Source organism: Gordonia sp. SGD-V-85 (assembly GCF_001456905.1).
Classification (GTDB): domain Bacteria; phylum Actinomycetota; class Actinomycetes; order Mycobacteriales; family Mycobacteriaceae; genus Gordonia; species Gordonia hongkongensis.
In genome coordinates this window covers 241358-255018 of record NZ_LNQO01000003.1, presented here as the reverse complement: position 1 = coordinate 255018, position 13661 = coordinate 241358, and the positions used below count along the sequence as shown (strand labels likewise).

At 62.9% G+C, this 13661-nt stretch carries 5 protein-coding genes; all 5 read left to right on the top strand.

The window, feature by feature from the left end; genetic code table 11:
* Positions 1-2: 2 nt before the first annotated feature.
* The 5 genes from drmD to drmC are packed head-to-tail and all read left to right on the top strand — an operon-like array spanning position 3 to position 13659.
* Positions 3-3170 carry a DISARM system SNF2-like helicase DrmD gene (drmD, locus tag AS181_RS05005; RefSeq protein ID WP_058250485.1) on the top strand — a complete coding sequence of 1056 codons (3168 nt, stop codon included), beginning with the start codon at positions 3-5 and terminating at the stop codon, positions 3168-3170.
* A complete protein-coding gene (locus AS181_RS05000) occupies positions 3167-7192 on the top strand; it encodes an Eco57I restriction-modification methylase domain-containing protein (protein ID WP_058250484.1) in 4026 nt (1341 codons plus the stop codon). Before drmD ends, AS181_RS05000 begins: the two co-directional genes overlap by 4 nt.
* Complete coding sequence (gene drmA, locus AS181_RS04995) at positions 7189-10872, top strand: DISARM system helicase DrmA (RefSeq protein ID WP_058250483.1); 3684 nt, start codon at positions 7189-7191, stop codon at positions 10870-10872. Before AS181_RS05000 ends, drmA begins: the two co-directional genes overlap by 4 nt.
* The gene (drmB, locus tag AS181_RS04990) at positions 10869-12950 is read left to right on the top strand and encodes a DUF1998 domain-containing protein (RefSeq protein ID WP_058250482.1); all 2082 of its coding nucleotides are present in this window, start codon (positions 10869-10871) and stop codon (positions 12948-12950) included. Before drmA ends, drmB begins: the two co-directional genes overlap by 4 nt.
* Positions 12940-13659: a DISARM system phospholipase D-like protein DrmC gene (drmC, locus tag AS181_RS04985; protein WP_331456743.1), complete on the top strand. Its 720-nt coding sequence runs from the start codon at positions 12940-12942 to the stop codon at positions 13657-13659. Before drmB ends, drmC begins: the two co-directional genes overlap by 11 nt.
* The last annotated feature ends 2 nt before the right edge of the window (positions 13660-13661 follow it).

Sequence of the window (13661 nt, the reverse complement as noted above, 5' to 3'; positions counted from 1 at the left end):
CGATGACGACGAAGATCATTGACAGCGTTCCAGAGGTAGGTCAACTCGTAACCGTTCGAGGTGCCAAGTGGGCCGTCGCAGACGTCCAGCAACAAGGCCTCGGCCGCAGCAGCGCCGACGACGCCACGGCCCAGTTGCAGCACTCAGTGACACTGCAGTGCGTCGATGAGGATCGCCTCGGCCACGAACTCCGCGTTGTTTGGGAAATCGAGCCCGGCCGGAGCGCGCATACTCACCGCGGCCTTCCTGAGCAGGTGGACCCGGAACGGTTCGACGACCCGAACAAACTCGCTGCATGTGTCGATGCGCTCCGGTGGGGCGCGATCACCAGTGCCGACGACGGTACGGTCCAAGCTCCGTTCCGAAGCGGCGCGAACGTCGAGCCGTATCAGCTCACTCCCCTCAGGCGGGCACTCGCGAGCCCCCGCGCGAACCTTCTCCTGGCTGACGACGTGGGACTCGGCAAGACTATCGAGGCCGGCCTGGTCATTCAGGAACTGCTGCTGAGGCATCGCGCGCGCACCGTGGTTGTCGTCTGCCCGGCGGGTCTCGTCTTCAAGTGGCAGGACGAGATGCAGGAGAAGTTCGGACTCGACTTCACCGTTGTCAACTCCGACACGATGAAGGACGTCCGCCGTTCCCACGGCATCCATGCGAACCCGTTCACGCTGTTTCCTCGGATCATCGTGTCGATGGCATGGTTGCCCGGGCAGCGCGCGCAGCGACAGCTGCGGGACGCGTTCGGCTCTAGCACGCGTTTCGCGTTCGACATTCTCGTGGTCGACGAAGCGCACCATGTCGCACCGAGCAGTCCGGTCCGGACGACCAAGGTTGGACTCGAGCGCCGCGGCTACGCCGTTGACTCACATCGCACCCGCGCTGTCCGTGAGCTCGCGGAACGTTCCGAGCACCGATTGTTCCTCAGCGCGACGCCACACAATGGATATACGGAATCGTTCACTGCGCTGCTGGAGATGATCGACCCCCAGCGGTTCGTTCGCGGCAACAAGATCGATCCCGTCGCGCTCAACGAAGTGGCCGTCCGGCGCTTGAAGCGGGACCTCAAGGATTCCAACGGGTTCCTCGACCGGCAGGTCAAGGCGCTGCGGTACGCGCCGGTTCACAAGGAATCCCAGGCATACGACCGTCTCCTCGCGTTCACCAGGCGACGCGACAAGGCGGTGTCAGAAAAGGGCCCCGGCGGGTCGGCGAAGGACATGGCAACGCTGCTGCTGAAGAAGCGTTTCTTCTCATCCCCGGTCGCCTTCGCCCAGACCATCGACGTCTACCGCGATACCCGGACCAAGGGGCTGGACGTCGACTTTGACCGCGACTACGACGAGATCTTCGGCCCGGACGCCGACGAGCTCGAGGAAGGCAAGTTCGATCAGCCCGAATTGGAGGCACTGCGTGACGCGAAGAAGTCGCTCCCCCCGCTCACCGACGAGGACATCGACGACCTCGAGTGGCTCAGCGCTTGGGGCCACGGCTTCGAGGGCCGGCCGGATTCCCGTCTCAGTGTGCTGCTGAAGCACGTCGAAGGTGAGCTTCGCTCGCACGGCGACTGGAATAACGAACGACTCGTGATCTTCACCGAATACGTGGACACCCTCAGGTGGATTCGAGACATCCTGCGACAGCAGGGTTACGAGGACAACCGCATTGATGTCATCGAAGGTGGCACAGACTCGCATATCCGCGAACTCATCCGCCTGCGGTTCAACGAGAGCCCTGCGAAGACACCGATTCGTATCCTGCTCGCCACCGATGCCGCCGGCGAGGGCATCGACCTGCAGAACCACTGCCATCGGCTGGTGAACTTCGACATCCCGTTCAACCCCAACCGACTCGAGCAGCGCATCGGCCGCGTCGACCGCTACGGCCAGACCGTCGCGCCCGAGATCCACCACTTCGCTCCTGATGCCAACGGCACCACGGCGCTGAGCAAGGACGTCGACCTACTGTCGCGCGTAGCGGTCAAGATCGACCAGATTATGCGGGATCTCGGGTCCGCCAACGAGATCATCGCCCCCGACATTCAACGACAGTTCGGTGGGCAGGTTATCGTGCGCCCCAAGGCCAAGGCCGAGAAGGATCCGATCGCCGGCATGATGCGCGGCGAGAAAGTCCTTAATGCTGAACTGGCGCAGCTAGAGAACGACCTCGCCAGCAGCCGCGAGCGGCTTCACCTCCGCCCGGAGAACCTCCAGCGCGTCGTCGAGACTGCGTTTGAGCTCAACCAGCTCCCGCCGCTGAAGCTCGTCGGTTCCCAGGACACCGATGCACCGGTGTTCGCACTGCCGAATCTCGATTCTTCCTGGGAGCAAGTCACCCGCGGGCTCTACACGCGCTTGAACCCGGACAACGCCCGTCCGATCGCCTTCGACCCCATGGTCCTCAAGCCGAGGGAGCAGGGCGGCGACCCCGACGTCGTGTACATGCACCTGGGGTCACCGCTGCTTCAGCGCTCGACGCGACGACTGCGGGCAGCGCTGTGGGGCGGGGATCGGTCCCTGCAGCGTGTCACTGCAACGGTCGTGCCAGGGCTCGACGAGTCATACGGCGTCGCGGTGACGCGCCTGGTTCTGGTCGGCCGCGCTGGACTTCGGCTCCACGAGGAAGTCTTCCTCGCCGGCACCCGCCTCGCCCGTCGCCAGGCCGTCGGCGAGCAGCGTGCCGAGGAAATACTCGAGTCGACGCTCGATCGCACTGACCTCAATCCGGTTCCGCCAGACATCGCGAACCAGCTTGCCGCCGCGTGGAACTCCTCCGAGGAGAGCGGTGTGCGCGCGCGGGTCGAGCAGGCGATCGCCGACCGCGCCGAGCGACGCAGACGAGCGGTCGACGGTCAGCTCGCCGAACGCAAACAGGCCGATCGCGCTCGTGTCGATGAGATCTTCGGTCGATTTGGCCAGACGCTTCGTGATGCGCTCACCGACGCGGAGGCGATGGACGATTCCCAGTTGGCGTTGTTCGACGACGAACGCCGTCAATCCGAACGCGACCTCCGCGAGATCAGGCGCAGGATCGACGCGCTCGCGGACGAACGTGACCGTGAACTCGATGCTGTCGACACCCGCTACGACGAAATCCGTGCCTGGGAGTTTCCGGCAGCGGTGATTTTCGCGATCGCTCCCAAGGACATCGAGAACGGACTTGCACTGCGATGAAGAAGACGAGCTCACGGAAGCAGGACTTCCACTCCGACTGGCTCAGCCAGGTCGACATCGAGGGCCCGTTCCTCGCGCTGCCCGTCCTGAAGGACATCTGGAAGGACGGCGTCGACCGTCTCGGCGACGCCGATGATCGACTTCTCACCTACAAGCAGGCGTTCACGCGGTGGCAGCGTGCTCTCGACAAGTTCGCCGCCGAGCCGCGTACCCCAGAGTCCAAGGCCGCCTACGCCGAGGTGAACCACGCGTGGATCTACACCGTCCTCGACCAGCTCGCCGAATGGGACGAACTACGAACGGATGTCGACGTCAGCGTCCAATCACCGGGCGAACAGGTCACCGTCACTGCGACCGCCGGTCTCGAGGGCCGCGACGGACAAGCCGCGGCGCTGCTGCTCATCTGCGAACCAACACCCGGCGGCTTGCGTGAAACGGGCCTCGACGGCTGGCCGGCAACAGAAGTCGACCGGCTGGCAATGCTGCTTCGCAAGGCCAATGTCGAGGTTGGAATCGTCACCGACGGCCAATGGTGGGCGCTGGTGTCCGCCAGGGACGAAAAGCCCACCGGCTCAGGCATGTTCAACGCGCTAACTTGGGCCGAGGAGCCCCTCCTCCGGGACGCGTTCTTCACCCTCATCAACCAGCGTCGATTCCGCACTCTCGACACCGAGCAGCGCCTCACCAAGCTGTTCGAGCGGAGCGAGCTCGAAGCCGAGGCGATCACCGAAGCCCTCGGCACGCAGGTACGCAGGTCCGTCGAACTTCTGGTGCAGGCGTTCTCTGAGGCCCGGCTGAAGGCCGCCAAGGGTGGCGATCCGGATCCACTCACCGAGAAGCCCGACGACGTATATCAAGCGGCTGTCACCGTCATGATGCGGATCGTGTTCCTCCTCTTCGCAGAAGAACGCGACATGTTGCCCACCGAGCAGCTCTACTGGGAGTCGTACGCAATCAAGGACCTCCTCGCCGGCCTTCAGGCACAGGCAGCTGGCGGCGAGGAGCAGCTAGACGAGACCTACGACGCCTGGCATCGACTTCTCGCCGTGAGCAAGGCGCTTCACGGTGGCGTCAACTACGACGAAATGCGGATGCCTGCATACGGTGGCTCCCTGCTCGACCCTGACAGATTCCCGTGGCTGCACGCCATGGACGGTCAAGGGCTGCGCCTGAAGGTGTCCGACCGAGTCATGATGCACGCGCTTGAGTCGGTACAAACCGTCGTCACCGGAGGTGAGCGCCGCCGAATCTCGTTCCAGGAGATCGATGTCGAGCAGATCGGCTACATTTACGAAGGCCTGCTCGGCTACTCCTGCAGCAATGTCACAGACGACATCGTCCTCGGCCTGGTGGGCAAGGACGGCGAAGAGCCAGAGATCCCACTCGGCACGCTCAATGAACTGAGCGACCAGCACAGGGGCGATCCGAGAAAGGTTGCCGCGGCCCTAGTCGCATGGACGAAAGAGAACCAGCCAGCAGCGACGAGCAAAACGGCGGCTGCACTCACCAAACTGATCGCAAAGGAACCCGCCGCCGAGGAACGCGCGGAGTTGATCCGCCTCCTGACGCCAGTCGCTGGTGGCGACACCGATCTCCTGGAAACACTCATCGGTTGGGGCAATCTGATCCGCCGAGACCTGCGGAATCTCCCCCTCGTATATCCGATCGGTGGTCTCGTCGTCGTCGAGACGCCATCGCGTAAGAATGCCGGCGCCCACTACACGCCTCGATCGCTCGCGGAAGAGGTTGTGCTGCACGCGCTCCAGCCGCTGGTCTATGAACCCGGCCCCCTGCAAACCAACGACGACAGCGAATGGAAGCTCAAGTCGGCAGCAGAGATTCTAGATCTCAAGGTGGCGGACATCGCGGCCGGGTCCGGCGCATTTCTAGTCGCTGCAGCGCGCTACCTCGCCAAGCGTGTGGTTGAGGCGTGGACCCGTGAGGAAATGCTGAGCGACGCGGATATCGCGGCCCCACACACGGTCGAGGGTCGTGCGTTGCGGGAGGTGATCGCCCGCTGCCTGTACGGTGCCGATATCAATCCGATGGCCGTGGAGATGTGCAAGCTATCTCTGTGGCTTGTATCGATGGACAAGACCAAGCCGTTCTCATTTGTCGACGATAAAGTCTTCTGCGGCAACTCGCTGCTTGGTCTAACTGACCTCGACCAGTTGCGCTATCTGCACTTCCACCCCGACCCAATAAAGATGCATCTATCGTTGTTGGCTGACATCGATGAGAAGATCGCGACGGCGACGCGGCTGAGGAATGAACTCGCCAATCCGGTCGAGGAACATAATCCGATGCGGTCAGCGCGGACGAAACGGCTTCTACTTGAGCAGGTACATCGGGCGACCGATGACCTAAAGCTGATCGCCGACAGCGTCGTAGCTACCGGCCTTCACCTGGGAGGAAAGCCCGGGCGCGAACTGGATGATGCGCTGACGACGCTTTCTTGGCAAGTGCATGAGGCGTTCCCCGCCGACGGATCGCAAGGCAATCGCGAGAACTTGCTTCACCGAATCAACCTAGGCCTGACACCTGAGGTCGAAACTGATTATGAACAGTGGAAGCCACTCCATTGGGCAATTGAGGCGCCGGACGTAATCACCGAACGCAATGGATTCGATGCCATAATTGGAAATCCACCATTCCTTGCCGGCAAGAAGATCTCAACCGCATATGGCACCAACATGGAGGCTTGGTTAAAGGTCGACCAAGAAGGAAAGAGGGGTGCAGCGGACATTTGCGCCCATTTCATTCGACGAGCCTGGTCATTGATTCGAAGCGACACCGGAGGAGTCGGACTGATTGGCTCAGACCGAGTGGGGCAAGGCGACACAGCAGCCATGTCCAGCGAGGTTATTGCAAACTCAGGAGTGATATATAGGGCAATTTCGGAGTTCCGATGGCCCGGCAAGGCATCAACGGGCGCGGCCATCGTCTGGGCGACTAAGAATTCAGCGAAAATGACAGCATCAGCGAACTTAAATGGATCCTCCGTTGAATCGATCAGCGGTTCACTGGCGGACAGCTCCCAGGCCGACACCAGTACAGCACAGAAGCTGACCCTTGAATTCAATGCCGGGAATGGCATATACCTATACGGTGAGGGCTTCGTTCTAGATCAAAACGATCCATTGATATCAACACTCAGTGGCACCGAAAAGAGATTCTTGCGTCCATTTATTAATGGACAGTCCCTACTAAGCGGCCAGCCATCCGGCCGCCTGGCAATCGATGTCAATTGTTTCACCAACGAAGATGAGCTTGTTCACGCCGCTCCTACACTCGCAGCGCACCTATTCCGCACCGTCAAGCCGATTCGTGACGCGGTAACGAGCCAAGTTCACGATACCCGATACTGGGCACACTGGGACAAGCGAGAGGCACTCTTCTCGGCTGTCGGGAAGCTGAACCGATTCCTTGTACTCGCCAGGGATACACGTGTACCCGCCTTCCTCATAACAGATGACAATAGGTCGCTTTATAGCGATAAGGTCGTCATATTGGCTACCGATCAGTTTGCCCACTACGGGATTTTGAACTCAGGAATTCACTATGCGTGGTTTGAACGTACCAAGACTGGCCGGGGGGCCACCAGTAGCTACATTGTATCGCGCTGCCTTCGAACTTTTGCGTTCCCTTCCGAGCCGCGGACGGAGATCGATAAAGCTGCGCGCAGCTATGAGGCTGCCCGGTCGCGGGCTTTGATGTCATGCACTTCGATTACCGAGCTTTACAATGACATCGATGACTCGTTGAATATGTGTGAGGAGGTCCGCAACGTACGCGACGCACAAGTCGCGCTTGATGTGGTCGTCCTGCGGGCGTACGGGTGGGAAGACATCAATCTGGATTATGGGCACCAACTATCTAACACAGGTACACGATGGTCGCCGAGTGGTGAATCGCGCGCAGAGATCGTCCGTCGTCTGGCGGCTCTGAATCAGGCGAGAATAGATGTTCGTGGCCGAGCGGCCACCCGGATTGACATTGAACAGGAAACACCCGTCTCATGACTGTTAATGCATCCACCGCCGTCCGGGCCGATCTCGTGGGCCTGATCGAGCAGGAACTGCTCGGACCACGCAACGGCCCCAAGGAGGAGATCAAGGGCACCCCGCGCGCGGCCTACATGGTCGGCGCACTGGCGCCAGTGACAATCGACCCCTCGCGCGGGGGGATGACTGGCTTTGATGCCGGTGCCGATCCGGCAGAAACTGGCCAGGCAATCAGCGACCTCGACCCGACCACGAACGGTCAGTCCGGTGTCCCGGTCCCGACAGACGAAGACATGGCTTCCTCCGGCGACGGGGAAGACCGAGACGAGGGTGCGAAAGGTGCGCTCACACACCCGTCGTCGATGGGCCTGCGGTTCCAGGTTTCCAGCGACTGCGGCGTACTGACCGTCACGGCCTCTTGGGGTCGGTACGAGACGTTTCGCCGGGAGAACGAAGACGGCCGCAAGGTGCAGTGGGCGCGGCGCACCCCAGTCACGAAGTCTGCGGAAATCGACGTCCGCGGTCAGCTCGCCCACACCACCCTCGCACCAATCACTCTCGACGCAGATGTGAATCTACGGGTCGAGCTGTTCCCCAACGGTGATCGCACGATCGTCGAACTGGCGCTGTCCAACGACCAAGTGACCGGGATGGACGCTCCGCCCGGAGACTGGCTTTTCCAGACCAAGATTCGGGTCGAAGCCAACAGTGGGGAGCCGGTCTTCCTGCCGTCGCGCGATGTGCTCGACGCGGATTACTCCGAAACCGTCGACGAACGCCGTCGGCTCGAACTGCACTACCGACACCGACTCGAGTTCGCAATCGGGCGGACGGCGTCCGTCACCTGGACCGAAACCGACGACGAATCCCGCCGCGCGACCTCGGTGGAGACCACGTGGCTCCCCACAGCGGATGTACCTCAGACCGTCGCAGGCGAAGCCGGCGCCGCGGTGACCTCGATGCGGCTGCTGATGGATCTCACGCCCGTGGGGGTGGACGGGGCGTTCCTTCCGCTGGTCGACGGCTACCGGACCTGGCTCGACGAGCAGAAGACGCTGGCCGCGGCGCTGCCCGAGCACCTCCAGACCACCGCAGACGAAGCCATCGCCGAGGCGGGCCTCGTCGTCACCCGGCTGGAAGACGGACTGCGACTGCTGAAGACCAGTTCCGACGCACTCGACGCCTTCCGCTTCATGAACCGAGCGATGCGGGATCAGCGAATGCGGTCGCAGGTGGCTGCCGCTCGCTCAGAGCGCAGCGACCTCTCCATCAAGGATGCCGTCGCCGAGGTAGCGGCGAAGGGTGACGGCGCGGCGTCCTGGAGGCCGTTCCAGCTGGCCTTCATCCTCCTCCAGCTCCCTGCACTGACCGATCCGACAAACGAATCGCGCAGCGGCGCAGCCGCAAACGTCGAACTCCTCTTTTTCCCGACCGGTGGCGGCAAAACCGAGGCGTACCTCGGCCTCGCCGCGTTCACGTTCGCGATCCGCCGCCTGCAGGGCGTCATCGACACCGACGACGGACCACTCGACGGCGGTGACGGCGTCGCTGTGCTCATGCGCTATACGTTGCGGCTTCTCACCTCGCAGCAGTTCCAGCGCGCCGCGGCACTCGTGTGTGCTGCCGAACTCATTCGCCAATCCGACGCGGCGAAATGGGGAGATCGACCGTTCAGCATTGGACTGTGGGTCGGGTCGGCGGTCAGCCCCAAGCGCTACACCGAAGCCAAGGAACAGATCAAGACAGCGCGCGAGGACACTGGCAAGACCCACGGTTTGACGGTGCTGCAGCTCCAGCGCTGCCCGTGGTGCGGGTCGGTCATCGACCCCAAAAGGGATCTCCAGACAGTGGGCGCCACCGAGCGGATCGAAATTCACTGCGGCGACCGCAAAGGCATCTGCCCGTTCTCGATCGACGGCGACTCCGGCGCCCTGCCGATCACCACGGTCGACGACGAGCTGTACCGCAACCCACCCACCTTCCTGCTCGCGACTGTCGACAAGTTCGCCCGGCTTGCACGCGAAGGCGAGGCCGCCAGCCTGTTCGGCTATGTATCGGCTCGCTGCCCTCGGCACGGGTACCGGCACCCCGACTCGCGAGGTAGCTGCAATGGCAAGTTCCACAACAAGAAGGACGAGGGCGGCGTCGCGTATCCAGCCGTCCAGATTGGGCCAGTACCGCGGCTGCGCCCACCGGACCTGATCATCCAGGACGAGCTGCACCTGATTACCGGTGCACTCGGGACCGCGGTCGGCGTGTTCGAGAACGCTGTCGACGTACTCTCGTCATACGACCAGAACGGAACGACAGTACGACCGCTGGTCGTTGCCTCCACCGCAACAGTCCGCAACGCCCTAAACCAGGTGACCGCCCTCTACGGACGCGGAGTGGCTGTGTTCCCGCCGCAGGTCCTCGACGTTCGCGACACCTTCTTCTCACGTGAGAAGCGACTCTCGGACGGAGACCCGGGCCGCAAATACATCGGCGTCTGCGCCCACGGAATCCGACTGACCCTCGCGGAGATTCGTATGTCGGAAGTCCTTCTTCTTGCCGGGCAGAAGCTCCTCGACGAGCACGGCGACGCGGCGGATCCGTATATGACGACCGTCGGCTACTTCTCCGCCACCCGCGAGCTCGCTGGCATGAGGCGCTACCTCGACGATGACGTGACCACCCGTGTCGCCGGGAACACCGAACCGTTCCCGCGTAGGACCACCGACTGGGCCCGGCTCGAGATCGGCGAACTGACAGCGCGCATCTCGTCCGAGGAGATCGCCCGCACCCTCGACCGGCTTGCCCTACCGTTCACGTCGACCTGGACCCCAGCCGCGGGTGGGCAGGCTCAGCCGCGTTGGACCACCCGCGGGAAGTCGGCGTACGGCAAGGCACTCGCCGACGCCCACAACGCGAAGAAGGAACCACCCAAACCGGTTCCTCGTCCCTACGACGTCGTGCTTGCCACGTCGATGCTGCAGGTCGGTGTCGACGTCCCCCGACTTGGTCTGATGCTCGTGGTCGGTCAACCGAAGAACACGGCCGAGTACATCCAGGCGTCGTCCCGCGTCGGCCGCGACGCCCGCAAGCCCGGGTTGGTTGTGTCGCTGGCGAACTGGGCCCGCCCCCGGGACATGTCGCACTTCGAGTCCTTTCGCCACTACCACGAGACCTTCTACGCACAGGTCGAGGCGCTCAGCGTCACGCCCTACTCGGACACCGCGATGGAACGCGGCCTCACCGGCATGCTCGTCAGCGCCATCCGCGTCACCGACGAACGCGGGTCGGACTCGCTGTCTCCCGAGCCTGGCGCCCGAGAGATTCTGAGTAAGCTGCCGATGGCTCATGCCCTGGTCGACCGGATCGTCGCCCGCGCAACGCCCGCGGCACCCGACTCCCAGACGGTCGAGCGCATGCGGCAGAAACTGCTGCAGCGAGTTGACCGGTGGCACGCGAAGGCGCAGGAGAACTCTGGTGCACTCGTGTACGAACGCAAGCGGAAGGACCACATCGAGTGGCCTCTTCTCATCAGCCCGGAAACCACTGTCCCGTCACCCGCAGACCGAATCTTCGTAGTTGCTAACTCCATGCGCGAGGTGCAACCCGAGTTCAACCTGCTGGTGAGTCCTGGCCGTGACAACCTCGCCTTTAGAGAGCAGACCGGCGCCCCGTCATGGCAGTTCCCCGAGGAAGGCAGCGAATGACCGCGACCACGCCCGCAGGACTCGACGGCGGCGAGATTCAACCGATCAGTGTCGGTGCGACGGAGCTCAATCCGATCGCCGACGTCGAGGCCAAGATCACGAAGAACCGCAGCAGGGTCGGATCGCTACGTCCGTCCGCACTGCTCTACACCTCTGGTATCGGTGCAACCGTCGACCTCCCGCGCTTGTCTGTCATGCCCAGCGGCCTCGACAGCTGGCAGCGCTACTACGACCGCCGCGCAGGCGGGGCAGACGTCATCGTCGAGCCGCGACTCCTCGAGCTCGTGCGGGCCTACGTGGGGAATCAGGTCGACCAACTTCGGAAGGCTCCATGGGCACCGGAGTTGCCCGGCGGGGCCGGCGACGACGCCATCGACCTAGGAATCCCAGCACGGGTGTTCCCCCAATGGCTCCGCTGCACCGGCTGCAATCAACTCGCTCCCGTAAACCACCATGTGTTCGAGTTCAAGAACGTGCTGAGATACCGGCCGGATCAGGCGCAGTTCGTCCACAAGAACTGCAAAGGGTGGGATTCCGGTTCCAGGGGTCCCCAGGGGCGGAAGGGCAAGGAACAGGCAGCGGTGCCTGCCCGATATCTGATCGCCTGTGTCAATGGGCATCTCGACGAGTTTCCTTATGCTGCTTGGGTTCACCGCGGACGCTCGTGCCCGAACGCGCCGATTCCGTCGCTTCGGATGCGGGAGTGGAAGAGCAACATCGGTCCGGATGTCCAGATCGTCTGCCTCTCGTGCGATTCACGGCGCGGCATGCTCGAAGCGACCGGCCCCAAGGCGACGGAGAAGCTGCCCAGGTGCCGCGGCCGGCATCCTCACCTGGACGCATTCTATAAATGCGATCAGCCGGGCAAGCTGATGATGCTCGGTGCCGCCAACCAGTGGTTCGCGTCCACAGTCGGGCTCCTGGCATTGCCTCGTGAGGAGTCCGCAACTTCGGAGGACCTGCTTCCGCATCTGGAGGGCCTCCCGCCTAATATCATCGCCACAGCCACAAGTCGTGACTCGCTCACTGCTTTCCGCATGCTGGTAACCACCATCGCCCAGACCGACGTCTTCGAGAAGACCACCGACGACGCCCTCTGGGACGCCCTGCAAATGCTGAAAGCCGGAAAGTCGTCTAGCTCCTCGAAGCCGGCCAGCACGGACCCGACGGACATTCTCCTGCCGGAGTGGCTTGTCCTCACCGCCGAGGCGAAGTACACAAAGCACAGCGGCGCGGCCGATTTCCGCGCCACTCGACGGGATGTCCCCCGCACGCTGCGGCCGCTCGTCACAGAGGTCGTCGCGATCGAAAAGCTCAAGAAGGTAAATGCCTTCGTCGGCTTCACCCGCATCGACGCTCTCGACCGCATCGACGACAGTAAGAGCCGCGTCGCCCCGCTGGTCCAGAAGGGTAGGCCATCTTGGGTGCCCGCCACAGAGGATCGTGGCGAGGGCTTCTTCCTGCAGTTCGACGAGACAGCCGTCCTGGAGTGGGAGGAGAAAGTGCTCGATCTCCCGATCTGGGAGACGTTCCGCGACGCGCACAAGCTGAATTTTCGGCGCCGCACCAGCAAGACCTCCGACAGCACCATTGATCCCGACACCCGGTTCCCCGCGCCACGCTACTGGGCCATTCACACGCTCTCGCACCTCCTCATCCGGGAGGCGGCAATGTCGAGTGGATACGGGTCCGCGAGCTTGACGGAGCGGATCTACGCCTGGCGGGAGGACGGCAACCGGCCTGCCGCGGCGGGCCTGCTCATCACCACGACGGCGTCCGATAGCGAGGGAACCCTCGGCGGTCTCGTCGACCTTTCCCGGCCAGAACGATTGGAGCCGCTGGTACATGAGGCCGTCCGCCGTGGCGATCGCTGTTCGAGCGACCCGGTCTGCTCCCACCGTCGACCGCGCGGCAAGGAGGACTTCCTCCACGGAGCGGCCTGCCACTTCTGCCTCTTCGTCAGCGAGACGAGCTGCGAGCGGACCAACCGGTTCCTTGACCGCAGACTCCTACTTGGGCTGCTAGTAGACAAGAAGGTTGCGACACCGGGTTTGCTAGCCCTTATTCATGCAGCCTGACAACATGTCTGCCGCTGCTCGGCTGGGCGCGATTCTGGGACGTGATGAGGCGAGCGCCATCGCCGCAGCCCTACGGCAACGAAAGCTCCCCCACCTAGCCGCACAGAGGGCGTTTCCCCTTCACCGCGCCGAGGTCAAAGTTCTGCTCTCGGAGTTGATTACGACGGTGCGCGGAGCTGACCCTGCCGCAGCTGTACTGGACGGCATCGCGGCTGTCCCTCGTACCACTTGCCCTGAGCCTGTCTGGACAACGCCGAATGTCCCAGGGATGGAGGGGAGAACGACTCTCGCGGTCGCGGACATGATCAACCGAGCTGAACGCTCGGTTTACGCTGCTACATACTCCGCATCGAGGAGAGCCGAGTACGTTCAAGCGCTGACGAACGCGATCGACCGCGGAGTCTCGGTCACGATCGTCCTGGACCGGAGCATCCAGGAGAGGAATGGCGGAGCCGTACCGAAGGCACTCGCAGGCGCTCGACTGTGGGCATACGCGCCTGAGCCGACGGCCTCGTGGACACCGCTGCAACACGCCAAGCTCGTTGTTGTTGACAGCGCTTCAGCGCTGGTCACGAGCGCAAACTTTTCGGACTCGGCTGCTAAATTGAATCTCGAATGCGGACTACTCAGTCGCGACCCTGAAGTTGCTGGTGGCCTCGTTCGCCAATTGGAGATGCTCTACCAGCAAGGGGCGCTGGTTGATTACTAACT

Coding starts and splice junctions, on each gene's coding strand:
- drmC (WP_331456743.1), top strand. CDS start 12,940: ATGCAGCCTGACAACATGTCTGCCGCTGCTCGGCTGGGCGCGATTCTG.
- drmD (WP_058250485.1), top strand. CDS start 3: ATGACGACGAAGATCATTGACAGCGTTCCAGAGGTAGGTCAACTCGTA.
- AS181_RS05000 (WP_058250484.1), top strand. CDS start 3,167: ATGAAGAAGACGAGCTCACGGAAGCAGGACTTCCACTCCGACTGGCTC.
- drmB (WP_058250482.1), top strand. CDS start 10,869: ATGACCGCGACCACGCCCGCAGGACTCGACGGCGGCGAGATTCAACCG.
- drmA (WP_058250483.1), top strand. CDS start 7,189: ATGACTGTTAATGCATCCACCGCCGTCCGGGCCGATCTCGTGGGCCTG.